Raw genomic sequence first — 26,664 nt, 5'->3', positions numbered from 1 at the left:
TTAAGATTATTTTTTTATTATTAATTTTCAACCGGATTCTTTTGCTTTTGTTCTTCAATAGCTGTTAATGCTAATTTTGTAATGGTCATATCATCCATTGGAGGATTGTGTAGACCTGCACGGACATTGCGGTAATATCGTTGTAATGGATTAGCGTTTTGTAAACTTTTTGCCCCTACTACTCGCATTGCTTTATCAACGATGTCAATGGCTGCATTAGTCACTGTATGTTTGGCTACAGCGATTTCATTGCTCAACGAATCTCTTCGTTTTGGGTCGTCATAAGCTTCAGCTGTTCCATACAAGACAAATCTAGATTGCTGAAGTTTTAACTCAATTTCACCTAATAGATGCTGCACATTTGGTAATGAGCTGATCGGTGCATTTAAACTATTTGGTTGATGGTGATTTGCAAAGTGAACTGCATAATCACGAGCTGCTTGTGCTATGCCTAAATAAGTTGCAGGAATATGCAATAACCAGCCGTTGATTTTACCTCCGCTTGGATGATTTGGTAATTCAACTAAATCCGAGTCACTTACTTTAACGTTTTGTAATATTAAGTCGTGACTTGATGTGCCGCGCATCGACATTACATCCCACGTTTCTTCAATAGAAACTCCTACTGTATCTTTATGAATCAAAAAGAAGCCAACTTGTTGTTTTTCTTCAATCCAAGCAGAAGTTAAAAAATAATCTAAAACAGGGGAAGCTGTTGTGAAAATTTTACGTCCATTTATAAGCCACTCATTATTCGAGCGAACGGCATTTGTTCCAGGACGTCCACCGCGAGTGGGGCTTCCAGTACGCGCCTCACTTACAGAACGATTTACAATAGCACCATTTTGTACTTCATTTGCAAAGAAATTAAGCTTGTCATCTGTCCACAATTTCTGCTCATACAATTCTCCAACAACACCTAAAGTCCAGCCCATAGATAGGGAAGTATTTTCATCGTAGCTTGCAAGTGTTTCTTGCAACAGGACCATATCGTAAACTGAAAATCCTCCGCCACCGAACTCTTTTGGTAAAGTGATTGCTGGATAGCCAATTTCTCGGAGCAGGCTAAAGCTCTCTTTTGGGAAGATAGATAATTCATCTACAGTTGCAGCGCTACCTGTAATTTGGTCTTTAAGTAATGCTAGTTTATCTAACCATTGTCGTTGCAGATCTGTTCTTATAAATATCTCTTTCATAAAAAATCCCCCTTTTATCCTTTTAAATAAATAATTCCTATAGAATTACTATGTATTAAAGTTATAAAAAATCCCTCATTGATAAAAGAGGGAGCTTAAATGTTGTGTATGCACCCTTATCTGTCAAGATTGCTCTTGCTGGAAGTAGCACCATTCTGTCAGACAGTGGTTGCTGAAGCTTCATCGGACCAGTCCCTTAGCTTCTCATGATAAGTAATTTTCTATTGTTTCAATTATCTTACTTTTTCTAAAAGTGAAAGTCAATACCTAAAACGAAGTAATTTTATAGGAATTAAAGGTTATAGAAAAGAACCTAAGATTACAATTTAAAATGGGATAAATTTTATTGGAAATAAATGAAGGACTTTAATTATCAACAATCAGTAGAGTGCAAGGAATCAATGCATTTAGCGTATTGAAGTTGGCACATTCATATAGTTTAAAATTGTAATGAGCCATACAACTAATTAAATATTTTCAATATTTTTGTTTTTTGAGGTTTAATGTCTATCGATAGGGGGTAAAAGAACTTAGGTTATAAAATTTGAGGGGGAATACTTATGCTAAAGATAGAGAATTTATCGAAAGTATATAGGGGTGGAAAGAAAGCCGTTGATGATATGAATATTGAAATAGAACGCGGTGAATTTGTCGCCTTTATCGGTACTAGTGGAAGTGGGAAAACGACTGCCATGCGCATGATTAATAGAATGATAGAACCAACCAATGGCACCATTTATTTAGAAGGGGAAGATTTAGCGAAAAAGAACCCCGTAGCACTTCGTAGGAGTATTGGATATGTTATTCAACAAATCGGTCTTATGCCACATATGACCATTCGTGAAAATATTACGCTTGTACCTAAATTGTTGAAATGGACAAAAGACAAGAAAGATCAAACAGCAAAACGCCTCATTGAACTTGTAAATTTACCTCAAAGCTATCTCGATCTATATCCCGCGCAATTATCTGGTGGTCAGCAACAGCGTATCGGCGTGCTCCGGGCATTAGCCGCAGACCAAGACATTATCTTAATGGACGAACCATTCGGCGCATTAGACCCTATTACTCGTGACACGTTACAAGACTTGATGAAAGATTTACAGCAACGTCTTGGTAAAACTGTTATTTTCGTCACGCACGATATGGACGAAGCGATTAAATTGGCAGATCGCATTTGTATAATGCATAGTGGCCAAGTTATCCAATTTGATACTCCTGACAATATCCTATCTAACCCTGCTAACGAATTTGTTCGTGAATTTATTGGCTCTCACCGTTTAATGCAAGAAAAGCCAAGTGCAAAAATTGTTGATGATGTAATGATTAAACCAATCTCTATTACATTAGAAAAAAGTATTAATGATGCTTTTCGTTTGATGGTAACAAAGCGTGTCGACACATTATTTGTTGTTGACGGACAAAATCATTTGAAAGGTTATATCGATGTTGAGGGATTAACTAAAGCACGACATACCACTTCTAGCATTTCTGAAGCAGTAGAAAAAGACGTCTTTTATGTTCGTAATGGTACAAAATTACAAGATTCAGTACGACGTATTTTAAAGCGGAATTTAAAACATATTCCTGTTGTAGATGAAGAGCATCGTTTAATTGGACTTGTTACTCGTGCAAATATTGTGGATATGGTATATGACACTATCTGGGGTGATGAGGAAATAAATGAAGATGCAAATGGTATTAATCTAGAGCAACAAAGTGTATCTAATAAACAACTTAACTAAATACTAACTAAATAGAAAGGACGTGAGTAGATGATTGATTTTATAACACAAAACGGCGGAGATATTGTACAAAAAACATGGGAACATTTTTATATATCTGCCATAGCTTTAATTTTAGGCATTGTCGTTGCAGTTCCTTTGGGTATTTTATTATCAAAACTACAGAGAACCGCTAAAATCGTTTTAGGCATTACAAGTGTTCTGCAAACACTACCATCATTAGCTATTTTAGCAATAATGATTCCATTCTTAGGAGTCGGGAAAATCCCTGCAATTATTGCTCTATTTATCTACACACTATTACCTATTCTAAATAATACGTATATTGGTATGAATTCTGTTAATTCAGGTCTTAAATCAGCCGGAATTAGTATGGGAATGACAAAAATACAATCCATCGGGATGGTCGAACTGCCATTAGCTATCCCTGTCATTATGTCGGGGATTAGATTATCAGCAGTCTATGCCATCTCATGGGCAACTTTAGCATCTTACATAGGAGCAGGTGGCTTAGGTGATTTTATTTTTAATGGACTGAACCTTTATCAACCTGAATTTATTATTGGCGGCGCTGTGTTAGTAACTATTTTGGCCTTAATTACTGACTTTATATTATCTAAAGTAGAAAAGTGGGCTACACCAAGAGGTTTAAAAATTGAACGATAGAAGGGGAACATGCTTATGAAATATAAACAAATAATTACCATTAGCTTGATTATGACAGTGTTATTTTTATCTGCTTGTTCGCTGACTGGTTCAAGTGATGATAATGACGTGAAAATTGCTTCAATGACAACAACAGAAAGTAAGATCATGGCTAATATGCTGAAATTAATGATTGAACATGAAACGGATGAAAAGGTAGAATTGATTAATAATCTAGGATCAAGTGTCGTCCTGCATCAAGCAATGATTAATGGCGATGCAAATATTTCTTCAACACGTTATACAGGAACAGACCTTACTGGGGCTTTAAAAGAAGAACCTGTTAAAGATCCTAAAAAGGCGATGGATAATGTACAAAAAATATTCCAAGAGCGCTACGACCAAACCTTCTTCGACACATATGGTTTTGCAAATACTTATGCATTTATGGTCACGCGTGAAATGGCTGAGAAACATCATTTGAAAAAAGTGAGTGACTTAAAAAACATCGCAAAAGATTTACAGGCAGGTGTCGATAACTCATGGGTCAATCGTGTCGGGGATGGTTATAAAGACTTTGTGAAAACGTATGGCTTTGATTTTAAAGACGTATATCCTATGCAGATTGGGCTTGTCTACGATGCTGTAGAGGCAGGCAAAATGGATGTGATTCTTGGTTATACAACAGATGGTCGTATTGCAAGTTATGATCTTGTTGTATTAGAGGATGACCGACAATTCTTCCCACCGTATGATGCAAGTACGCTTGCAGTAAATGAATTATTAGAAGCAAAACCAAAAGTAAAAGAAGCGATTGAAAAATTGATTGGTAAAATATCAACAGAGCAAATGCAAAAGCTTAACTATGAAGCTGACAACAATCTTGTTGAACCAGCTATTGTAGCCGAAAAATTCTTAGAAGAACATAATTATTTTGAAGATGAAGAAGGAGGGAAAAAGGATGACTGATTTAAATACATTCCAACAATTCTTTTACTACTTCTCTGAAAATGGTTCTTATGTATTCGAGCAATTTATCACACATTTTCTTATCTCAATATACGGTGTAACCTTAGCAGCCGTCGTCGGTATTCCACTTGGCATACTTATTTCGAAATACGCGAAATTATCAGGGTTCATCATTACGATAGCGAATATAATACAGACTATACCGGCGCTTGCATTACTGGCGATTCTTATGCTAGGTATGGGGCTTGGCAAAACGACAGTAATTATTACTGTATTCTTATACTCATTACTTCCGATTATTAAAAACACATATACAGGTATTAATAATATTAACAAGGATCTGACCGATTCCGGTAGAGGGATGGGTATGACTCGTATCCAAGTGCTGTATATGATTGAGTTACCACTGTCACTATCTGTAATTATTGCAGGAATTCGTATAGCCCTTGTTGTTGCGATCGGTATTACAGCAATTGGTGCTTTCATTGGAGCAGGTGGACTTGGGGATATTATCATCCGTGGTACAAACGCTACAGATGGTACAGCAATTATTCTAGCAGGTGCCATTCCAACAGCACTGATGGCTGTTATAACAGATTTGATACTTGGTTTCATAGAGCGCAAATTGGACCCAGTAAAACGTCATAAAAATTTAGCTACACCAACAGTACAAAGCTTGAATGATTAAAGTACAAGCCTTGAAACCAAAATTACTTTGGTATCAAGGTTTGTATTGTTATTCGTTAATCATTTTCATATAATCGAACATTAGTGATACATTCGAATATCTTTCCAAAGAGGCAAGGTCAGCAGATATGCTTTGCCAACTTTCCAAATACTTTTCTTCTAATGTCATACTAGTTGAAATGGGTAAAAAATTTGAAAGAAACTCTTCTATTGGCTTTTGTTCATTCTCTAAAAATTCCTCAACCTCACGTACTTTATAACGTGTTTCTGGATTGGCTTCGTTAAACAAAATATGTTCAAGTGCTCTAGAAAAATAATAAATTTGATAATTTACTTTGCCAGATAAAATCGAATTGAGCGTTCGCATGGTATGAATATTTTTGCTTTTTAATTTGTTTCTTTCAATAATTTTGCTTTGTTGATTACTATTAGGAACACTGATATTTTTAGTGTTATAGAGCGTTAATCTATCTTGATTTTCATCAATTATTACGGCGGATTCATCGATGAAGCAGCCGTCTGTATCGGCTATTTGAATAATTGCCAATAAATCTTTAGGGCCTAATTTCATTTTATTAATATAGCTTTTGACGCGATCTCCAACTAGGTTTTTTATATTGGAGCTCTTTTGATTTAAATCCCCCATAATATCCCCTTTAATAATATCGAATCTAATTTCATTATTATTAAATAAAGTACGTATTCGATCGTATAATAAAGCTTCTTCACATGCACCTTCTACTAGTAACAAGATAACTTTTTTAGCTTTATTACTCATTTATAATAGCTGCTTTTCTAAATGCTCTTTTCATATCATAGGCATTCGTTTCTTTGTAAATTGATTCGTCTTGACCACCTAACTGAATTGCACGCAAATAGACATCTCTAGGATTATTAAGCTTTTTAACACCCTTTAATTGCATATAGCGATTCTCTTCATTTGTAGTAGTGAACCATAAATTATGAATTGGTAGTACTTCAAGTATACGTAAGTTATGGGAGGTGAATATCAATTGGCCTGCTCCATTCTCATGGATAATTTCAAGTAATTCACCTAATAAGTACTCAAATACACCAGCATCTAATTCATCAATAATAACGCATGCATTGGGATTGTTATAAACAGCAATGATTGTACTTAAGATAGAGATTATCTTCAACGTACCCTCGGATTCACATTTCAAAGGTAGCTCAATGTCCCCTTTTCGAGAGAGAAACTCAACGAGCACACCGTCAGATCCATCATTCAATTTTTGTGTATGAAGAACATGGATTTTAATCTGTAAGCCAGGAATAAGCATTTTGAGAACAATGTTCGTTTGTTCTATTAATTCTTTCATTGCATTGAACATGTCTTTTGGTAGTAAAGTAGTATCTTCTAATTTAGAAGGAATAACGCCACGTTTATTTTCAAGATGTATATTAAAAGGCATCGTAATATTAGAGATTAAGTTACCAAACTGCGTATTATCAATGATATGCAAGTCTCTCTTGAAGTCAAAAATAATATTTTGAATGAGTGCCATTTCTGCTTCACCTAAATAATTGGGGAGAATATTTCTAACTTCTTTTCTGAAAATGAAGGATGAATGATTTTCTTTAGATAGATGGTTTGCTACTAATACTTTAACTCGATCATTTTGGTTTAAAGAGGTGAGATTGGTAGTGCGAATAATAACTTCCTCTCCGTTTTTTGAGAGTATGTTTTTAAAGCGTTTCCCACGTTTATTTTCTCGATAACTTAAGCTTTCTGTCATTACATTTAATCGTTCTTCACCAACCACAAGTGAAACAGCGTATTTTAAGAAGTACTCGCCAAATTTATTTTTGATGATGAATTGGAAATTTAGTTGTAAAGATGATTCACCGTAGTATATATGTAGGTGATGAGCATGAGGAAGTTTTTTATAAATCCCACCATCTAAGAGTGCCGATAAAATTTGAAATGCCTGTACAACGGCAGTCTTACCTGAACCATTTTGACCATAGAATCCAATAACATTAGCCTCTTCTAATTTGCCAAAGTTTGTATCGATATGAAATGTTCCGTATTTGACGTTTTTTAGGTTGTTTAATGTGACATCTAGAACTTTAATAATTGGTTTCATGTACTTCCTCCTAAAAACGAACTGTCTATATTATTTAGATAAAGGAAGAAAAATATACTGAATTTAATTATAAACTCGAAGTTGTTAGGTGTTATTTATTGATAATAATAGTGTTTTTGTTACAAAAAGATGGGGTGATCATACACATACTACACTGAACGCATTGTGCCAGGATTTCCTGAGGAGTCATAAAAAAAGAGGTTGCTCATAGCCAATTATATTGGCTTATGAGCAACCTCTTTTTGCATAGTAATATTATTTTGAGTTTTTTCGTAATAAACTTTGCCATCTTCTGAAATCTCCCAATAACCATACTGAGAATCTTTGCGGATAAAGTTTTTAATATTCAGCTGTTGACTAGCCCAACGAACATTGTTTTTCCATTGAGGCTCTTGACCATCACGCACTGTAATACGTGCTTCATCCTCAGTGATTTCGAACAGCTCACGCATTTCTTCGTATGCATCATTAATTGCTACGGGTTCATTGCGATTGTATAAATAAGCTAGTAAATTTGGCTCTATGTCTGTAGAGGTAGGAAGGATAGGGCGTTTGTTTTTAATCTCCAAAGACAAATCCTTAAACCCGTTTCTCTGTATCTCTTGCTCGATTAGGAACCGTATAGAATCTCCGATTTCAGATTGAGCACCGGCCCATCTCATAATGCCCTCATCACTTTTTCGTAATCGTAAAGTTAATGAGTTTCCGGCATGATATTGCTCCTTTGACATATGTTATCCCCCTGGAAGCCGATTATATCGATTTATTAATTGAATTTTTTTAGACGAGAATGTAGATAAACTTTTTTACCTTTTTCGCTAATGCTCCAAAATCCTCGTTTTGCAGTACTCGTAGTATATTCCTTTTTCTTTAATTCAGTATGAGCATTTCTTACTTCATTTTCGAAAAGACTTGCCCCGCTTTTTAGGGTTAGTTTTTGTTGTGCAGTAGTCAGTTGAAAAACATTGGCCATGGCTGTATATACATCTTGAATAGGTACCTGTCTTTCTTTTAAATAAAGAAATTCGAAAAGACGATTAGTGATAATTTTACGCTCCGGTAAGCCGACCTCTGGAGTTACAACGTTGACATTTGACATAATGTAAAGCCCCCTTAGTTAGTAGAAGCAATTGTAAGTAGCTGCTAATATATCCATTGTAACACAACGGAGTACATTAGTCGACAATGCAATGCATTGTAATATGTTCCAGGTGTTTGTGTTAACCTTAATATTTTAATAGGTTGACACAAGATGGTTTTTTTTTTACTATATTTATAAATACATAAATATACAGGGGTGTAATATGACAACAAGTACAATGAATTCTAAAAGTAAATTGAGAACAGTCGATTTAGTCTATTGTGCATTATTTGCAACACTTATGATGATTGGAGCGAATATTACTTCTTTCGCACCGTTTATGGTAGTAGGTGGTGTACCGATTACATTGCAGCTATTCTTTGCTGTATTGGCTGGTCTTGTATTGGGAAGTCGACTAGGTGCCCTCTCAATTACGGTTTATATGTTAATAGGTTTAGCGGGTGCACCTGTTTTCGCACGTTTCGGAGGGGGCTTTTCCCAAATATTAAGTCCAACATTTGGTTTTATAGTTGCATTTATACTAGTTGCTTTTATAGTCGGTAAAATTGTAGAAAATCATAGTTCGAAAAGAATGTACATCACAGCGGCGGTAGTAGGGGCAATCGTGAACTATTTGATCGGTACTAACTGGATGTATGCTGCATATATGTTATGGTTTAGCGCACCTGAAGGCTTCAGCTATAAAATGGCATGGCTTTGGATGATGCCACCATTACCGAAAGATTTAATATTAGCCGTATTTGCAGGCGTATTTGGTCATCGATTACAAAAAGTGTTGAAGGTGAGGCAATCACGATGAATTATGAGGTGTTAGCACAGCAAGTCCTGGATGGATATCAACTGACAGATACCGAAGCATTAGCAATATTAAAAAGCCCAGATGAAGATTTATTACCTTTATTACACTCAGCTTATAAAATTCGAAATTATTATTATGGTAATAAAGTAAAATTAAATATGATTATTAATACGAAATCAGGTCTATGCCCAGAAAATTGTGGATACTGCTCACAGTCCATTATTTCAAAAGCCCCGATTGAAAAATATGCGATGATGAAACAAGATGAAATCGTCGCAGGAGCGGACCAAGCTGCATCATTAAATGTAGGAACATACTGTATCGTTGCGAGCGGACGTGGTCCTGTTAACAGAGAAATTGATATTGTCGTAGATTCTGTAAAGGCTATAAAAGAAAAACATAGTGATATGACCATCTGTGCGTGCTTAGGTATTCTAAAGCCAGAACAAGCACAGAAGTTAAAGGAAGCGGGCGTTGATCGTTATAATCACAATATCAATACGTCTGCTAATCATCACGAGAACATTACGACATCACATACATATGATGATCGTGTAAAAACTGTTGAACTAGCTAAAGAAGCGGGTATTTCACCTTGCTCTGGTGTTATCGTCGGTATGAGAGAGACACAACAAGATGTGCTTGCAATGGCGCGCAGCCTACATGCATTGGATGCAGATTCTATTCCAGTTAACTTTCTAAATGCAGTAGACGGTACCCCACTAGAGGGAACACATGAACTCAACCCTCGTTATTGTCTAAAAGTATTATGCTTATTCCGTTTTATCAACCCATCTAAAGAAATTCGGGTATCTGGTGGCCGAGAAGTGAATCTTGGTACACTTCAACCACTCAGCTTATACCCGGCAAACTCTATTTTCCTAGGTGACTACTTAACAACGGAAGGACAAGCAGGAGAAAAAGATCGCCAAATGCTTGAAGATTTAGGGTTTGAAGTGGATTTGGAGCCCTTACAACGTGAATTAAAAGTTAATTAAAAAAAACCCTGTCGTAGATTATTACGGCAGGGTATTTGTGTTGAATGATTTTTATCTTATGAATCTATCTTAGAATACACACTCTCTAGGGATCCATCCGATCTCGCCAATTGAATTTTTAATCAGGATATATCCATCTGTAGAATCATTTAAGAGCCATACTCTTTCTGATTCTTGAACTGAAAGAAATGTTGTACTAATCCCTCGGGTACATGTTGCTTTTCCATCAGCAATTTGTAAATATTCGTTTTTGACCCATTGTTGTTGCTGGAGATTAATATTTTCACAAAGCGTGAAATAATGTTCTTGTTGAATGATTTGCATTTCATAATATGGATATGTAACAGTACCTACTCGATTTGTTGTATCAAGATGGTCTTTTTTTATAATGACTTCATTTGTTAAATCGTCAACATAACATGACGTATATTGATTATCCTGAATGATTAAAGCATTTAATTGACCATCCTCTTTGATTCGATTTCCTCCATCTATTGCCGTTATTTTCTTATCAAAATCGATTAATGGGAGATGTGAAGTTGTTTGATTAAATCTATAATTCACCACTGGCCAATGTCCAACAATCACCATTTTGTCAGCTTGATGATTTTTTTCATAAAATGCACCTGCTTGCAAAGCAAATGTCTCCTCTGTTTGTTGCCAATCTTCTTTATTTTCAATTCCTGCATGAATCACTATAAATTCCTCTGTTTCGATTGCATGTGGTAATTGTTCAATCCAAGTTAATATTTCTCCAAAATGTTGACGATAATATTGGGTTAGTTGCTCTAAATTTTCAAAATCATTTAAGGATTTATGATTGGCAGCTAGCATTTCATTTAAAATGGAGTTCTTCCTTTTTTCAATATAGGGGAGAATACTTTGGTCACCATTTTCTACATAACGGAACAATACATCACAGTTGCCTTTAGTGACATACACATTACTAGAGTGATTACATAGTGTTCTAATGTATTCTACAACTTCTAAACTATTCTCACCTTTTTCACACATATCACCATTAATGATTAAATAATCATATGTTGTGTAAGTAACTTTATGAAGCAACCTTTTAAATAAATCCAAACTTGCATGAATATCTGAAACAATAATGACTCGCTTTTCTTTTTCTACATGAACCTTCTCTACTCTCATAGTTGTTGATCCCTCTTTTATGTAAAAGTAATAACAGTTCTTAATAATTCAATAACACAAGTTGAAAATCCTGCTTAAATAGAAACAAATTTTTCCTTTACAATATAAAATAATGTAGATTTCTACGGATTGGAAGATAATCTACTTTTAATGGGTAAACTAAAGTATCTGAAAAAGTGAAAGAAAAAAATGTGTTTGTAATACGTATCCATGCAAATAGTATTTTTGTTTATCCAGCTAGTGTGTATTCCCTTCATAAATAAGAAATAGAAAAGTTCTGATATAATTGATTATTACGAGGCTGATGGCGCTGAAAATAGTATAGTAACCTGCTGTATTTAAGCTAGTTAGCCCAAATGATGAAGTTATTAAAGAACAAAGGAGTTAGAGTAAATGGCAGAGCTAAAATACGAAATCGTAGAAAACATTGCGGTACTTTCTGAGGGTGCTAAAGGTTGGCAGAAAGAATTAAATTTAATCAGTTGGAATGATCGTGCACCTAAGTATGATCTACGAGATTGGTCTGAGGATCATACGAAGATGGGTAAAGGCGTAACATTAAGTTTAGAAGAGGTTCAGGCATTGAAAAAGGCGTTGCAAGAATTGACATTATAATCAAGTGCAATTTTTTTGTAAAGATTGACTGATGTATTCAATAGAACAAATAGAAAAAGAGTTATCCGCTATTATGACGGATAGCTCTTTTTCTATTTGTATAGGGTTTGTAAAAAAAAATCAGAAATCCGATTATTTTTTGTTATTTAATTTCATATCGTAATAACACGGAAAATCTAAAAAAATTACAAGGGTGTTGTCATGATAGATGAGTATATCAAACAAATAATTCAACAAAAATTGCTTCCGGGCGCAGTTATTAGTGTGCAACAGGATTCGAAGCATTTAATAACCAAGAGCTACGGGCATTTCATAGGAAAGGATTTGCAATTGCATGCAATCACAGAGAATACCCTTTTTGATTTGGCTTCTTTAACAAAGGTCGTTGCTACATTACCTGCTATCTTATATTTACTAAGCAGAAATGAACTTCAACTTGATAGAAGTGTGTCGGAAATTATACCAGCATTTCGTTTTCCAAAGGTGACGATTCGACATTTGGTACAGCATAGTTCAGGATTGCCAGCAGGGTTATTACCAAAAGTAGAGAGACATCATAACAGGGATATAATGAGTGAAATATTAGCATGTAATTTAGTCTATAATCCAGGTCGATTTGTCGCTTATAGCGATCTAGGGATGATTTTATTAGGCAAAATAGTAGAAAAAGTGACAGGGGAAATGTTAAATCAATTTGTGAAACGACATTTTTTTTATCCGTGGAATATGCATAATACACAATTTTTATTGCAGGATAGCCAAAAATATAAAGTGGCTTCTACTGAACTAGTTAGAGGGCAATATGTCCAAGGAGATGTACATGATGAGAAGGCGCATTTACTAGGCGGTGTATCTGGTAGTGCGGGCTTATTTTCAAGTGCAAAGGATTTACTTTTGTTTTCAGAGTATTGGTTAGGTATTCGACAACAGTCGGTTATTCCATTCAATTGGATGGAGTTAGCATATAAGAATACGTTTTTAGGAAGGGGTCTTGGGTTTGAAGTGCTGACTGGTGAAGAACCATCAGTATCCTTTGGAAAGAGGGTTAGCGTAGGAGCTTTTGGACATACAGGATTTACAGGAACTAGTATTTGCATGGATCCTGTAAAAAAATCTTCTATCGTATTATTAACAAATGCCGTGCATTTTGGAAGAAATAACTCAATTCGAGAAATCAGAAGACAGATTCACGACCTGGTTTATGAGGAATTGCTTAACTAATTTTGGAGTGGAGGAACAGACATGAAGGTATTGAATAGGTGGTTCCGCCTTTTATATTGCACGTTTTAAATTTTCGTGGACTAATGCCATTTTCTTTATTTTCTTATTAGGAATGATGATACCGATTATTATTTATTTTGATGAGAGATTTAGGATTAATTAATTCACTTTGGTCATTAATTTTTATGAATGTTGCAACGAGGATTCCGTTAACGATGCTTATTTTGACAGGTTTTTTCCGCACAATGCCTGTTGAATTGGAGGACGCTGCTCGAATGTATGGTGCAGGAAATATACGCATACTCTGGCATGTGCTCTTGCCAATTATGCGACCTGCGTTAGGGACTGTAGTTATTATTAATTTTATATCTGCATGGAATGATTTTTTCTTCCCATTAATTTTTATTACGGAAAAGGCAAAAATGACGATCCCTGTAGGAATGATGTCATTATTTGGTGAACATTCAGCAGATTGGGGTTCGCTATTTGCAGGCTTAACTTAACTTTGGCTTCATTACCAATGATTTTACTATTTTTCATCGCTTCAAAGCAGTTTATGGAAGGACTGACGGCAGGTGCAGTTAAATAAACGTTATTTTATTGGAATAGATGGTGGCGGTACTAAAACTCAAGCGGTAATTGGCAATAGCGATGGTGAGATTCTAGCTCTTGTAACTGGTGAAGGCTCGAATATAAAAGCTACTCCAAAAGAAAAAGTTAAAATCCAAATAAACCTTCTATTAGATAAGTTGTTAGTAAAGTCCGCTGTTCAAAAAGCGGAGGTTAAGGCTGTATTTGTATGTGCAGCCGGTGGTGATCGTGAGGAAGATTTAGTCTGCTGGAATGAATGGATACAAGAATATTTCCAACCATATCGTTGTGAAATTCGAGTTACCAATGATGCAGTAGCTGCCTTGGTAAGTGGCACATTTAAATTGGATGGATTGGTTTTAATAGCGGGTACGGGTTCTCTTGCTTATTTAGTACAAGAGAATGGGCGCGAAATTCGTCGAGCAGGGGGATGGGGCTATTTATTTGGCGATGAAGGTAGTGGTTATTATATTGGAACACAAGCATTAAGTCATATCTCGCAACTCTACGATTTACAAGAGGAGCTTGATGAATTTACGGAAGAGGTTCTCAAATACCTCCAACTAAATAATACCGTAGACATTATCACGAAAGTTTATGAACAGGAGCAACCACGTTTGATCATATCATCCATTGCGATGATTGTTTTGAAATTAGCAGAGCGAGGTAACGATGTAGCGTGTCGAATTGTAATTGATGCTGTGGCTCAATTAGTGCACCTTTTGGGAGTTATATACTCAAGAGAGAAAAGTGCTAAGTCATTACCAATTGTTGTGTGTGGTGGCTTATTTGAAAATGAGTATTTCCTAAGTCAATTTGAGCAGTCTTTAAGCCTAGTCTCAGGTGACAACGAATTGATTAAACCATCCGTTTCACCAGTAGTGGGTGCATTTACTTTAGCACTTCTTGATATGTCCATTCCAATCACAAAGAAAATGAAAGTCGATCTGTTACAGACATGGATGAAAGTTGATCTTGAAAATAAGATTAGGAGGAATTGAAAATCTATGGAGCGAGAGCCAAAACTGAAAACAGAAGCGCATCATAGGGAAACAACCAATTTAGATTTAATGTCTGTAGCTGAAATTATAAAGTTAATGAATCAGGATGACCTCAAAATACCACTAGCTATTGAAAAGGTTCTACCAAAAATAGAAAAAACGATTCAGGTTGTATATCATTCTCTTGAAGAAGGGGGACGATTATTCTATGTAGGTGCAGGAACAAGTGGGAGATGCTTTTAACACAGTCAACTTTGGATGAGTCAAAACAACTTTTAGCAAATTCAAAAGGCCAAGTTCGTGCAGCAATACAACTAAAAAATATCTAGTTAAGGAAGAGAATTTAGTAATCTTTCTTCAATATTAAACAATGAAGCAGGGGGTTAATAGTATAGAAAAGATGAATTCCGGATTGCTTATACTTGCTGAAATGGAAGCTAGCTTGCCACCTTCTGAACGGAAAATTGCTCAATATATTTTAAAACACCCTGCTGAGGCAATTAAAATGACGGCAATCGACATTGGCAAACAAAGCCATACAAGCAGTGCGGCTGTTATTCGCCTTTGTAAATCATTGAGTCTAAGTGGCATACAAGAATTGAAGCTTAGAATAGCTGGAGATTTACAAAGCGAAAAGATAGATGTACGTGATATCGAACCGAATGAGCCATTAGAGTTAACAATTGATAAGATTACAAATTATAGTATGCAAATTTTACGTGAGACGGCAGATTTAATCGATCAAAAAGAACTTATGCTTGCTGTGGATGTAATATTAAATGCTAAGAGAATCTTCTTTTTTGGTGTTGGTGCATCTGCAATAGCTGCAATGGATGCTTATCAAAAATTTGTACGCATTAATAAATACTGTATGTATTTCACGGATACGCATTTAGGTGCCACCGCCATTGCCAACGCAGAAGAGGGAGATGTAGTTGTTGGTATTTCCTTTTCAGGTGAAACGCATGAGGTAGCTAAAGTATTAGAGATAGCAAATGGCGTAGATGCTACAACGATAAGTCTTGCAAGATATGGAAATTCACTCATTGCTAGTTTGGCGGATATTTGTTTATATACTTCACCTAAAGTAGAAGCTACTTTTAGAAGTGGTGCTACTTCTTCGCGACTAGCACAGCTACATGTGTTAGATATACTATTTATGTGCGTAGCAACTAGTACATATGAAGAGACAATAAAGTATTTGGATAAAACGAGAACAGTAATTAAAACGTTACATGAAAAAGTTAGAAAACGGTGAATCAACTATTCTTAAAAGAAATATCAGCTCTTAATTTAGGGCAGATATTTCTTTTTTTTGCTTTTTGCTCAAAGTTCAAATTCTCAAAATAGTTTATCATATTTGTACAAAATGTATATTGTCCAAATCCGTTTAATCATTCAAAATAGTATATTATGGATAATGTGTAGGTGTAATTTGAAATGCATAAATTATAAATTAGTTATAGGAATCTTGGGGAGGAGAGTGTGGAATGAAAGGCATGACAAAATTAAGCAATAAGGTTTTTCTATTTGTTGTAATTGTGATAGTACTTGTAATTGCGGCTTTTTCGTATGCTTTATATTCAAATACAACGAAGTCAGTGGACAAGACAATGGGGAGTCAAGCTGTCCGTATCGGGGAAAATGTTGCTGCACAATTGGATGTAGATGAATTTCAACAGTTTGTGAATAATCAAGAGGAATCTAATTTATATTGGTCGTTACGTGAAGAGTTGGCGGATATTGGAGTAAAAAACGGTGTAACTTATTTGTATACGATGACAGTGGTAGAAAAAGGTGATACTGCAAAAATTCTAGTTGATGGTGCACCTAAAGATGTAGAAGAAGCTTCTGTAATTGGTACAGATGTGTCGGACATCGACTCCAAAATAATGAATACAATTAATAAGGATGGTTATTACCATTCGGGTATTGAATACTTTGAAGGTTTCGGAGATTTACTGTCAGCAGTTGTCCCTATGAAGAATGCAGAGGGCGAGACAATTGCACTTATTGGAGTTGATATTGCAGCTGATGATGTAAAAGCAGTAAAATCGGAAGTTTTGAAGCAGACGTTACCAGTTGCTATAGGTGTCATTTTACTAATCGGGGCGGTTTTAATATACATTATTCGTCGTTATACAAACAGTACGCTTCACCCTTTAACTGTCTTACAAGAAGCGGCAGTACAATTTGCTGATGGTGATATTGTAGGTGCTGAGAAAAAACTAGAGTCAGTAAAATTTAAAGGAAACAATGAAATTACTCGTTTCGAAGTAGCATTTTCAGAGTCTTTGACAAAGCTAAAAGGTACTTTCACAGAGGTACTAAATACTTCTCAAGATTTGAAAAAGGTAATTGATCAAATTAGTTTAACTACAAAAATGGTACATACTTCGAATAATGAAATTTCCGATAGCATTTTGCAAATTGCATCAGGTAGTGAACAACAAAGAGTGAACAATGGTGAGATCATGAATGCAATGGAGGAAATGGCTGTTGGTATTCAAAAAATGGCTGATTCCACTTCAAATATTTCAGAGGCATCAATTGACATGACCTCTTTAGTTGAATCAAGTGTGAAGGAATCACACGAGGTCGTAGAACAAATACAAAATGTTGAACAATCGGTATTAATGACGGCAGTGCATGTGACAGAAATGGGAGATAAGTTCCGTTCAATTGAAGAGATGGTTGCGGTCATTACAAGTATAGCGGACCAAACGAATTTATTAGCATTGAATGCTGCAATAGAGGCGGCGAGAGCTGGAGAATCAGGTAAAGGCTTCGCAGTTGTTGCAGATGAGGTACGTAAGCTTGCAGAAATGTCACGTAATTCAGCTGAAGATATTCGTGAACATCTTAAAAACTTTAGTAATATTGCTGGAAATGTTATCAAAGAAATGAATGATAGTTCTCATGAAGTGAAGGTAGGTAGTTTAGCCGTCAGTTCAATTGGTACAAAATTGAAAGCTATTTTAGAATCTGTACAGCATGTAAACGAAGAAATTCAAGAGGATTCGGCTGTAGTTGAACAAATGTCTGCAAGTTCTGAGGAAGTTCTCGCTTCGACAGAGCAAATGAGCGATATTGTATTAAATAACGCAGATCGTGCTACAAGAGTGGCAAGTGCATCAGATCAACAAGTTGAAATCATTGATGAGTTAAGTAAAGTCAGTCATTATTTAGCTGAAAATGCTGAGAAAATGATGGCCGTAATCAAACAGTTTAAAGTGAAGTAATCTAGAGAAAGAGGCGCAGTTGCGGCCTCTTTTTTTTGTTATGTTAATATGTATTTAATTATAACCGGAGATTTGGAGTATGAGTGATTAGCCTAAAATATAAAAACCGCAACCATTTCTGGTCGCGGTTTAAACTATTATTTATTCAGCTTTTTAATAAACACAACTTTTAAATAGTTGAACTCAGGGAAGTCGCGGTTTGCGCGGAAATCCTTTGGTAGAGAAGATTGTTCAACAATTTTGTAGCGAGTGTTTGAATCTTTAAATGCCTTATCAATGAATGTCTTGAACTTTTTCATACCGAAGCTTGCATTGTTTGTAGAAGCAACAATAATACCATTTTTCTCCGTAATAGCAATTGCGTCCATTAGCAATTTCGGATAGTCTTTTGCAGTACTAAATGTCATTTTTTTCGAACGTGCAAAGCTAGGAGGATCAAGTACAACTAAATCATATTTCATGTTGTGACGAACGGCATATTTGAAGTAATCAAATACATCCATTACTTTAATATTTTGCGCTTCATAATCGATACCATTGACACTAAATTGTTCAATCGTTTTCGCTAAGCTACGTTTTGCAAGGTCAACACTCGTTGTTTCTTTTGCGCCACCAAGAGCAGCAGCAACTGAAAATGCACCAGTGTAAGAGAAAGTATTCAGCATATTCGTATCTTCTGCATAATAGTCACGGATTGTACGACGTACATCGCGTTGATCAAGGAAAATTCCGGTCATTGCACCATCATTTAGGTTCACAGCAAAATTCATACCATTTTCTTTAATAATGATAGGGAAATCTCCAGGTTCACCCATTACGAAATCATCTTGCTCGATATATTGGCCCTTCGTATCAAAACGTTTTTTCTCATAAATAGCTTTGAATTCAACTAATTCAGCAAGTGCGTCATAGATATATTGTTTGAAGCTATATATTCCATCACTATACCAACTAACCATATAATAACCATCAAAATAGTCGATTGTTAGACCGCCAATGCCGTCTCCTTCTCCGTTAAAGACACGGAATGCCGTTGTTTGGCTATCTTCGAAAAAGTCAGCACGGTGATCTAGTGCAGTTTTCAATTTAGTTTTGAAAAATGCCCCATCAATCTCTTCATGTTCTTTTGTCGTAAGGACCCAACCAATTCCTTTATTTTGATTACCATAATATCCAGTTGCTAAATAGCGATTAGCGCGGTCCACAAGGCGGATAAGTTCGCCTTCTTCACGTAGCATATCTGTATTAACTACAGCCTCTTTTAAAATTAATGGATAGCCTCTTTTTAAATCTGCAAGAAAGCTTTGATCCACTCTAAGTGTTATCATTTTTGTCATCATGTCATCCTTAATATTCGTTTTCCTCATTATCGCATTTTTCGCCATAAAATGCGAAACTAATGGGGAAGTTTAAGGTTGATTCAATAATAAAATAGTGAAATATATAAAATGGGACTATTTAAAGGTATCACTTGCAAGTTAAGAAGTTGAACATCAGTCATGTACATTTCAGCAATATTCCATATCACTCCCCAATATTCTAAAAATTCATAGTAATATATTAATAATAAGTATCAAGGGGGTAATGAATATGCATTATGATGTGATAGTTATAGGGGCAGGTTCAATGGGAATGGCTGCAGGCTATTTCCTTTCACAAAGCGGGAAAAAGACTTTACTATTAGATGCCTTTAATCCGCCACATGATAAAGGGAGTCACCATGGTGAGACACGCATAATTCGTTATGCATATGGTGAAGGCGTAGAGTATGTTCCACTCGCATTACGTGCACGTGATTTATGGCAAGAACTTGCACAACAAACAGGTAAGGAAATTTTCCTTCAAACGGGTGTCATAAATGTTGGGGATAAAAATATTCCATTCATCAAAAATGTGATTAAGAGTGCTGAGAAATTTAATCTACCATTAGAGGTTATGACGGCATCCGAGGTGAACGAAAAATGGGAAGGTATGCAGTTACCAGAAAACTTCCTAGGTTGTTTCGAACCTACTTCAGGCGTGTTAAGAGTAGAATCATGCGTTGAAGCTTATAGAGAGTTAGCCATAAATGCAGGAGCAACTATTCGTACAAATAGCCGTGTTACTAAAGTCCATCCACAGTCAGGAAAAGTTACGATTTATACAGAAGATGGTGCAACATTTACAGCAGACTCCGTAATTATTTCTGCGGGTGCTTGGGCAGGAGAAATACTAAAACAATTGGATTTAGAACTTCCACTAAACCCAATTCGCAAAACATTCGCTTGGTACGATGTAGACGAAAAATACTATAATCAAAACGATTTTCCAGCTTTCACATTCGAGTTTGCGGAAAGTATATACTACGGTTTCCCAAGTATTGATGGCGCAGGATTAAAAGTAGGACGGCATGATGGAGGGGATACTATTAATCCAGATGAAGTCAAACTTGCATTTGGTGATGTTGCAGGTGATGTAGAAAATCTAAATGGATTCCTAGATGAATTTATGCCACGTGAGCATGAGTTGAAATTGGGCAAAACATGTATGTACACAATGACGCCAGATGAAGATTTCATCATAGATGTCCATCCAAAATACAATAACATCGCCATCGCAGCGGGTTTCTCAGGACATGGGTTTAAGTTTGCTAGCGCTGTTGGAGAAGTACTAAGCGACTTGATTACAAAAGGATCTACAGATTTAGATATTAAACCGTTTTCTATTAAACGCTTTAATAAAGTAGGGGAAATATGATTACAGTAAAAAATACAGAACGGCATCTAAAAAACAAAATTGTAGAAAATGTAAGAAATCCTGCAAGTTCTATCACTAAATAAAAAAACTCCCTTAGCTTTTAAAGCATAAGGGAGTTTTTTTGCATTTAATATTCATGGTTTTAATAAGTAGTTACTATTTTCAGTGAAAATTTCTCAATTAAATAATGTAATGATGAAAGTTAGTATTGAATGGGAAATTAATCCTTTTATATTTCTGTTGTATTAAAAATTGGATATAGTATAAGGATTTTGAGTTATTTGTAATAAAGTGTAATGACATTGTAAATGAAATGCTGTTGTTTCTCCAACTGACTTTCCTTAGTATTAATAGTGGAATTAATAAAAAAAAGATATATACACCTATAAACATCGAAATATTATTATCTACTATAAAAGAAAAAATTGGAGGAACATTATTCATATGAACAAGCAAACAGTATTTAAAGCTATTACAGCAACTACTTTGACGTTAACACTTGGACTTGGAGCATTAGTAAATAATCAACCTCAACAACCTACACAAACGAATGCAACGAATGTTTTACAAGATTCTGCTAACAAAATAACGATGGTTTCAAGTTCAAAAGCAACTAAAATCTCAGGTAAATATAAAACAACAGCAGCATTGAATATGCGTAAAGGTCCATCTACAAGCAGCAAGAAAATTACTACACTAAAAAAAGGTGCAGTCGTAACAGCTACATATAAAAAGAAAGTAAGTGGTACAACATGGTACAAAGTAAATCACGGTGGAAAAACTGGTTGGGTATCTGGTTCATACTTAAAAAAATATAAAAAATCAACAACATCTACTGCGAAAGCAACAAAAATTAGTGGTAAATATAAAACGAAATCAATATTAAATATGCGTAAAAGTGCATCACTAAAAAGTGGGAAAATAACAACGCTAAAAAAAGGAGCTGTCGTGACAGCTTCATATAAAAAGACAGTAAGCGGAACAACATGGTATAAAGTCAAACACAATAGTAAGACAGGTTGGGTATCAAGCTCATACCTAAAAAAATACAAAAAAACATCAACAGTTTCTAGCTCAAACTCAGCACTTCGTAACAAAGTTATAAGTGTAGGTAGTCAATATTTAGGCGTTCCTTATGTATGGGGTGGCATGTCGCCATCAGGTTTTGATTGCTCAGGTTTTACAGCTTATGCATATAAAAAAGCTGGATACGGAACATTACCACATAATAGTCGCTCTCAACGTGCTGTTACTAAAAAAGTAAGTAGTCCAGAAGTAGGCGATTTAATCTTCTTCACTGCAACACCAGGAGGTAGCACGATTACACATGTTGGTTTATATGCAGGAAACAACAAAGTATTACATGCAGCAGGGAACAAAGTACAATACCAAAGTGTTGCAAAAGGTAGTTACTGGGAACCACGTATCGTAAGTTACGGATCATTAGATTAATAGTATAAAATTAAAAAGGCTCTAGCTGGAGAATTACAACTCCAGCGTAGAGCCTTTCTTATTGAATAAAAGTTTAAGCTTGTGATGCTTCAATGCGTGAAACAATTTCAGCTATAACGATTTGACTACCAAGCATTGGAGATTCTTTTGGAGCTTCACCTTGTTTTGCTTCTGGACGTTTGTGAGATGCTTTGAAGGCATCACTTTCGCGCCATGTTTTGAAGCCATCAAGTGTTTCCCAGTACATATTAACGCTCATTTCATCGTATTCTTCAAAATCTTTGCATACAGCTACTTCAACTTTGACAAAACCTTCAAATGATTGAAGTGCACCTGGGCGTGTGAAATTAGGAGCCATTTTTTCAGCAAAGCCTTTTTTCGTTTTAATACGGTTAGTTACTACGAACATAAACAATCTCTCCTTTTTTTAAAACATTAGCATACTAGAAAGCTATGCCTTTTAAGAAATCGTATACCATTCCGAAATGCCAATGCAAATAAGAACCTATATTTTATATGAAATAATTCTCAAAATGCCAATACCGAGCGAGCTAAGTAAAATTTTCTAATTTTACGAGATGTATTACATGTCCAAATGTTAATGTCCTATGGAGATTTTTGAGTAGTAGAGAATATGGATTTAATCTATTAACGTAATATTCACTATTCCAACGCTGATATTGGTAACTAATGGTATAATATGGTGTATATGTACTTATGTTAGGGGAATATTTTATAAATAGAGGTGAATAAAATGGCGAGAGAGAGAAAATTTACACATGATGAACTATTTACAACAACGCATTTACTTTTATTGAGGTATGGATATGAGGGTTTTACGTTTAGCTTACTAGCAGAGACTTTGCAAGTTTCGAGGGCAGCAATTTATAAACAATATATGAACAAAGAAGAACTTATTAGTAATTATATGGTATCGGCTTTGCAGAAGGTGCATGTTGAATTAAAGTCGATTGATCAACAGATACCTTTACTAGGGCGGTTAGATGAATTACTCACAAAAATATACAAATATAAAAGTTTACAGCAATTTTTCGAAATTGGAAATCAAATTCAAGATAATGAGTCTGAATTGGTGATACTGAAAAAGAAAACTCTGATGCAATTGCAATTAGAGATGCGAAATATCATACAAGAGCTGATTGAACAAGGTAAAAAAGAAAATATTCTAAATAAAGAAATACCTAGCGATTTAATACTTGGATTTATGCTTCAAAGTATAGCAACGCCAAATCGTGAGGGATTTGCACAGGAAGAATGGATTCGCTCTATTAAAGAACTAATTTTCTATGGTATTACTAAGGTAAAATAAGAGGATAGCTTGGCTAATATTTATATAAAACAATCGAATTTTTATACATAAATAGGCGTTGGGATATAAGGACGAAGGGGCTTTACTAGTTAAGTGAATTTGCTATGGAAATGATAACAGGGGACAAGGAAATAGAATCAACCATACAATTTTATAAACGTAACGCTTGCCGATATAAATCAGTCTATTTCTTAATTGAAGTAGGCTGTTTTTCTTTTTATAGTAATCATTCGAGCAACATAATTAGGAGGATATTTTAATAAATCTCCTATATAGATTGAACATATGAATAACTGTAAAAATTGAGCGTAGGCGCCTGACAAGGGGTAGCCAGTACCATAAGACTGGACAAAAACAGACAGTGTCACAATAAAAAAAGGCATTAAAAATACCCAATTCGATCAAATCCTAGTTCAAGAAGTTTTTTGGGGGACCCAGAAGCCTATGAATCAACTTTGAGTGAAAATGAGTTAAATGAATATCAAGTGAAGCTAATCGATTTAACACTGAGGAAGGCGAAAAAAGATTTTGAACGGTTGTTGGAGAAAGTGATTCATGAAAAAGGATGCCTTGAGAAGGCATCCTTTTATATATAGAGAATTAAACTTCACTAATGTTAGACTGGATATTTAAAAAGTTATCTATAGCAAAGGCCGAAACACCTAAGGAGGTTGAATAGGTTGCTAAGTCAGAAAAGACGATTTGTACTAGAGAATCATTGAACCACATATTATGTTTAGAAACGGTTTCTTGGATTGGTTGCTCTATGAACTCTTTAGCAGTAGCAAGTCTATTTCCAATAATAAGCACCTTCGGATTAATTGTTTTGACTAGATTTGAAATACCTATTCCGATATATTTCCCGATTTGATTGAATAATTCTAATGCAGCTGAATCATGTTTTTCAGCAAGCTGAATTAGAAGTTCTAATGTGGGCTGTTGGGAAAATTTCTTCTCTTTAGCTTGCTTTAATAGCGCATATTCAGAAGCGTATGCTTCCCAGCAACCCTTATTACCACACATACACTTTTCGCCGTCTAATGAAATAATCATATGTCCATTTTCACCTGCGAACCCTTTATGACCTTCAAATAATTTACTTTCTAAAATAATTCCAACACCAATTCCAATACCTAAACTTACATATACTAGATTATCATTTTCTATTCCTGCACCGAATCTTTTTTCTCCGTAAGCACCAGCGTTAGCTTCATTTTCAATGAAAATAGGATAGTTAAATTCCTTTTCGAAAATGGCTAATAGGTTCATATTATGCCACTGCAAGTTAGGAGCAATTAATACAGTACCTTTCTTGTCTACAATTCCTGGAACGCCAATACCAATACCGATAATTCCGTAACGACTATTTGGAGTGTTTTGTATTAGCTTATAAATAATGCTTTTTATGAGATCAATATGTTGTTCAAAGGGAAGTGATTCGATACTAAGCTTTTCTTCTTGAACAATATTTCCTAATAAATCAGTTACTACTCCTAAAATATAGTTAACACCTATATCCACACCAATGGAATACCCAGCATATTTATTGAAAGTTAACATAACGGGGCGTCTACCGCCACTTGATTCACCAGGACCTGTCTCGATTATAAACTCATCGTCAATTAGTTCGGCCATCAATGATGAAACGGTTGCTTTGTTTAAACCGGAAGATTGGGCAATATCTGCTCGAGAAATTGATGTTGAAAATCTAACTAAGTTTAGTACTAACTGTTTATTTTTTTGTTTCACTATTTGTTGATTCCAAGTATTAATGTTTATCTTAACTCCCTCCTCTTTATAAATCCATTATATAACAAAAACTTTGTTTGTTGAATAGACAAACTAATTCCCTTGTGTTAAGATAACATTGCATTTAGAATATTCAGATAACTAAAAAGGGGGATAATGTATGAAGAAGTTCAGAGGATTACTGTTTTTTTGTAGCTTATTTTTAGTAATGATTGTTCTTTCTGCTTGTGGTGAAGCTGCAAAAAATGAAAGCGATAACAATGGGGATAAAGGGAATAACAAGGAAAGCTCAGAAAGTATGAAAATTGGTCTTTCGGTTTCAGATTTAACATTGGAGCGTTGGCAGCATGATCGCGATTTCTTTGTTGAAAAGGCAGAGGAGTTAGGAGCAGAGGTTCTGGTACAATCTGCAAATGGTGATGAGGCAAAACAACTATCACAAATTCAAAATATGTTGTCACAGAATATTGATGTTCTAGTTATTATTGCAATTAATTCTGATTCACTTTCAACAGTAGTTGATCAAGCAAAAGCAGAAGGAATTCCTGTACTTGCATATGATCGATTGATTAATAACAGCGAAATTGATGCATATGTATCATTTGATAATATAAAAGTTGGCGAGATGCAGGCAGAAGCGTTAGTTGAGAAGGTATCTAAAGGGAAGTATTTCTTAATGGGCGGTTCGCCAACGGATAATAACGCTAAAATGTTCCGTGAAGGACAAATGAATATTATTAAACCCCTAGTAGATAAAGGGGATATTAAAATTGTCGGGGATCAATGGGCTAAAGATTGGGATGCAAATGAAGCCTTGAAAATTATGGAGAATGCCTTAACTGCGAATAAAAATGATATCGATGCTGTAGTTGCCTCAAATGACAATACAGCGGGTGGAGCAATTCAAGCGTTAGATTCACAAGGTTTAGCAGGTAAAGTTGTTATTTCTGGGCAAGATGCAGATTTAGCAGCGATTCAACGTATTGCTGAAGGGCTGCAAACAATGACTGTATACAAACCGATTAAACAAATCGCAACAAAAAGTGCAGAAGTTGCAGTGCAGTTAGGTAAAAAAGAAGATGTAGCATCTGATTCGACCGTTAATAACGGTAAATTGGATGTACCATTTATCAAACTAGAACCAATTCGAGTAACAAAAGAAAACATTGTAGATACAATCATCAAAGATGGCTTCCACAAATACGAAGAAGTTTACAAAAATGTTCCTGAGGCGGATCGTCCAAAGAAATAAGATGATGCGAAATGAGGGGGATTATCCCTCTCATTTTCTTAAAAACCCTCATTTATAGGTGGTGTTTAGTT

Annotated in this window: 25 protein-coding genes, 1 pseudogene and 1 riboswitch; of the genes and pseudogenes, 17 read left to right on the top strand and 9 right to left on the bottom strand. The window is 35.2% G+C overall.

The features are described 5' to 3' along the window. Window positions 1–20: 20 nt before the first annotated feature. Window positions 21–1,196 carry an acyl-CoA dehydrogenase family protein gene (locus AC3IS5_RS19485; protein WP_489425873.1) on the bottom strand — a complete coding sequence of 392 codons (1,176 nt, stop codon included), beginning with the start codon at window positions 1,194–1,196 and terminating at the stop codon, window positions 21–23. Window positions 1,197–1,309: 113 nt separating this feature from the next. Beyond that, window positions 1,310–1,412: riboswitch (SAM riboswitch) on the bottom strand. A 344-nt stretch (window positions 1,413–1,756) separates the two neighbouring features. Here AC3IS5_RS19485 and AC3IS5_RS19480 point away from each other — a divergent pair. Genes AC3IS5_RS19480 through AC3IS5_RS19465 form a run of 4 tightly spaced genes read left to right on the top strand, consistent with a single transcriptional unit; the run spans window position 1,757 to window position 5,243 of the window. Then, window positions 1,757–2,941 carry a betaine/proline/choline family ABC transporter ATP-binding protein gene (locus tag AC3IS5_RS19480; RefSeq protein ID WP_489425872.1) on the top strand — a complete coding sequence of 395 codons (1,185 nt, stop codon included), beginning with the start codon at window positions 1,757–1,759 and terminating at the stop codon, window positions 2,939–2,941. Window positions 2,942–2,971: 30 nt separating this feature from the next. Then, window positions 2,972–3,607 (top strand): ABC transporter permease, encoded by a 636-nt coding sequence (locus AC3IS5_RS19475; protein WP_038180651.1) that lies wholly within the window; start codon window positions 2,972–2,974, stop codon window positions 3,605–3,607. A gap of 15 nt (window positions 3,608–3,622) precedes the next feature. Continuing rightward, window positions 3,623–4,555, top strand: a complete 933-nt coding sequence (locus AC3IS5_RS19470; protein WP_489425871.1) for an osmoprotectant ABC transporter substrate-binding protein — start codon at window positions 3,623–3,625, stop codon at window positions 4,553–4,555. Continuing rightward, window positions 4,548–5,243: an ABC transporter permease gene (locus tag AC3IS5_RS19465; RefSeq protein WP_489425870.1), complete on the top strand. Its 696-nt coding sequence runs from the start codon at window positions 4,548–4,550 to the stop codon at window positions 5,241–5,243. The genes AC3IS5_RS19470 and AC3IS5_RS19465 overlap by 8 nt, the downstream gene beginning before the upstream one ends. 48 nt (window positions 5,244–5,291) lie before the next feature. On the opposite strand, the gene AC3IS5_RS19460 is transcribed toward AC3IS5_RS19465, so the two are convergent. From AC3IS5_RS19460 to AC3IS5_RS19445, 4 genes are all read right to left on the bottom strand, one after another. Continuing rightward, window positions 5,292–6,020: a hypothetical protein gene (locus AC3IS5_RS19460; protein ID WP_489425869.1), complete on the bottom strand. Its 729-nt coding sequence runs from the start codon at window positions 6,018–6,020 to the stop codon at window positions 5,292–5,294. Continuing rightward, a complete protein-coding gene (locus tag AC3IS5_RS19455) occupies window positions 6,013–7,350 on the bottom strand; it encodes an AAA family ATPase (RefSeq protein ID WP_489425868.1) in 1,338 nt (445 codons plus the stop codon). The genes AC3IS5_RS19460 and AC3IS5_RS19455 overlap by 8 nt, the downstream gene beginning before the upstream one ends. 215 nt (window positions 7,351–7,565) lie before the next feature. Next, window positions 7,566–8,081: a winged helix-turn-helix domain-containing protein gene (locus AC3IS5_RS19450; protein WP_053418162.1), complete on the bottom strand. Its 516-nt coding sequence runs from the start codon at window positions 8,079–8,081 to the stop codon at window positions 7,566–7,568. Between the two features lie 35 nt (window positions 8,082–8,116). Then, window positions 8,117–8,449 (bottom strand): winged helix-turn-helix domain-containing protein, encoded by a 333-nt coding sequence (locus tag AC3IS5_RS19445; protein ID WP_053418161.1) that lies wholly within the window; start codon window positions 8,447–8,449, stop codon window positions 8,117–8,119. Between the two features lie 205 nt (window positions 8,450–8,654). On the opposite strand from AC3IS5_RS19445, the gene AC3IS5_RS19440 reads away from it, so the two are divergent. Both AC3IS5_RS19440 and bioB read left to right on the top strand, forming a co-directional pair. Continuing rightward, on the top strand, window positions 8,655–9,251 hold the full coding sequence (locus AC3IS5_RS19440) for a biotin transporter BioY (RefSeq protein WP_489425867.1): 597 nt from the start codon (window positions 8,655–8,657) through the stop codon (window positions 9,249–9,251). Continuing rightward, complete coding sequence (bioB, locus tag AC3IS5_RS19435; protein WP_489425866.1) at window positions 9,248–10,249, top strand: biotin synthase BioB; 1,002 nt, start codon at window positions 9,248–9,250, stop codon at window positions 10,247–10,249. Before AC3IS5_RS19440 ends, bioB begins: the two co-directional genes overlap by 4 nt. Before the next feature lie 69 nt (window positions 10,250–10,318). Here the strand turns inward: bioB and AC3IS5_RS19430 are convergent, their stop codons facing one another. Then, window positions 10,319–11,404 carry a metallophosphoesterase gene (locus tag AC3IS5_RS19430; RefSeq protein ID WP_489425865.1) on the bottom strand — a complete coding sequence of 362 codons (1,086 nt, stop codon included), beginning with the start codon at window positions 11,402–11,404 and terminating at the stop codon, window positions 10,319–10,321. A gap of 393 nt (window positions 11,405–11,797) precedes the next feature. Between AC3IS5_RS19430 and AC3IS5_RS19425 the strand changes: the two genes are divergently transcribed. From AC3IS5_RS19425 to AC3IS5_RS19395, 7 genes and pseudogenes are all read left to right on the top strand, one after another. Beyond that, window positions 11,798–12,019: a YdbC family protein gene (locus AC3IS5_RS19425; RefSeq protein ID WP_489425864.1), complete on the top strand. Its 222-nt coding sequence runs from the start codon at window positions 11,798–11,800 to the stop codon at window positions 12,017–12,019. Window positions 12,020–12,220: 201 nt separating this feature from the next. Then, window positions 12,221–13,240 carry a serine hydrolase domain-containing protein gene (locus AC3IS5_RS19420; protein ID WP_489425863.1) on the top strand — a complete coding sequence of 340 codons (1,020 nt, stop codon included), beginning with the start codon at window positions 12,221–12,223 and terminating at the stop codon, window positions 13,238–13,240. Between the two features lie 43 nt (window positions 13,241–13,283). Beyond that, window positions 13,284–13,829, top strand: a pseudogene (locus AC3IS5_RS19415) (carbohydrate ABC transporter permease); the annotation flags it as partial. Beyond that, window positions 13,816–14,832: an N-acetylglucosamine kinase gene (locus AC3IS5_RS19410; RefSeq protein WP_489425862.1), complete on the top strand. Its 1,017-nt coding sequence runs from the start codon at window positions 13,816–13,818 to the stop codon at window positions 14,830–14,832. The pseudogene AC3IS5_RS19415 and the gene AC3IS5_RS19410, both read left to right, overlap by 14 nt. A 6-nt stretch (window positions 14,833–14,838) precedes the next feature. After that, entirely contained in the window at window positions 14,839–15,075 is a 237-nt protein-coding gene (locus tag AC3IS5_RS19405) for a hypothetical protein (protein WP_489425861.1), read from the top strand. 148 nt (window positions 15,076–15,223) lie between these two features. Then, window positions 15,224–16,090, top strand: coding sequence for a MurR/RpiR family transcriptional regulator (locus tag AC3IS5_RS19400; RefSeq protein ID WP_489427943.1), 867 nt, complete (start codon window positions 15,224–15,226; stop codon window positions 16,088–16,090). 232 nt (window positions 16,091–16,322) lie between these two features. Further along, entirely contained in the window at window positions 16,323–18,074 is a 1,752-nt protein-coding gene (locus AC3IS5_RS19395) for a methyl-accepting chemotaxis protein (RefSeq protein ID WP_489425860.1), read from the top strand. Window positions 18,075–18,211: 137 nt separating this feature from the next. On the opposite strand, the gene AC3IS5_RS19390 is transcribed toward AC3IS5_RS19395, so the two are convergent. Further along, a complete protein-coding gene (locus AC3IS5_RS19390) occupies window positions 18,212–19,411 on the bottom strand; it encodes a class I SAM-dependent rRNA methyltransferase (RefSeq protein WP_489425859.1) in 1,200 nt (399 codons plus the stop codon). Between the two features lie 253 nt (window positions 19,412–19,664). Between AC3IS5_RS19390 and solA the strand changes: the two genes are divergently transcribed. Together solA and AC3IS5_RS19380 are read left to right on the top strand one after the other, a co-directional pair. Further along, entirely contained in the window at window positions 19,665–20,810 is a 1,146-nt protein-coding gene (gene solA / locus AC3IS5_RS19385; protein ID WP_489425858.1) for an N-methyl-L-tryptophan oxidase, read from the top strand. A 444-nt stretch (window positions 20,811–21,254) separates the two neighbouring features. Next, window positions 21,255–22,262: a C40 family peptidase gene (locus AC3IS5_RS19380; RefSeq protein WP_489425857.1), complete on the top strand. Its 1,008-nt coding sequence runs from the start codon at window positions 21,255–21,257 to the stop codon at window positions 22,260–22,262. A 73-nt stretch (window positions 22,263–22,335) separates the two neighbouring features. On the opposite strand, the gene AC3IS5_RS19375 is transcribed toward AC3IS5_RS19380, so the two are convergent. Further along, window positions 22,336–22,671 (bottom strand): heme oxygenase, encoded by a 336-nt coding sequence (locus tag AC3IS5_RS19375; RefSeq protein WP_489425856.1) that lies wholly within the window; start codon window positions 22,669–22,671, stop codon window positions 22,336–22,338. Window positions 22,672–23,016: 345 nt separating this feature from the next. Here AC3IS5_RS19375 and AC3IS5_RS19370 point away from each other — a divergent pair, with 345 nt between their 5' ends. Then, window positions 23,017–23,592, top strand: coding sequence for a TetR/AcrR family transcriptional regulator (locus tag AC3IS5_RS19370; protein ID WP_489425855.1), 576 nt, complete (start codon window positions 23,017–23,019; stop codon window positions 23,590–23,592). Between the two features lie 600 nt (window positions 23,593–24,192). Here the strand turns inward: AC3IS5_RS19370 and AC3IS5_RS19365 are convergent. Then, window positions 24,193–25,341: an ROK family transcriptional regulator gene (locus tag AC3IS5_RS19365; RefSeq protein ID WP_489425854.1), complete on the bottom strand. Its 1,149-nt coding sequence runs from the start codon at window positions 25,339–25,341 to the stop codon at window positions 24,193–24,195. Between the two features lie 160 nt (window positions 25,342–25,501). Between AC3IS5_RS19365 and xylF the strand changes: the two genes are divergently transcribed. Beyond that, window positions 25,502–26,593 carry a D-xylose ABC transporter substrate-binding protein gene (gene xylF / locus AC3IS5_RS19360; protein WP_489425853.1) on the top strand — a complete coding sequence of 364 codons (1,092 nt, stop codon included), beginning with the start codon at window positions 25,502–25,504 and terminating at the stop codon, window positions 26,591–26,593. The last annotated feature ends 71 nt before the right edge of the window (window positions 26,594–26,664 follow it).

The organism is Viridibacillus sp. KH_047 (genome assembly GCF_057838945.1).
This window is presented reverse-complemented; position numbering and strand designations above follow the sequence as displayed.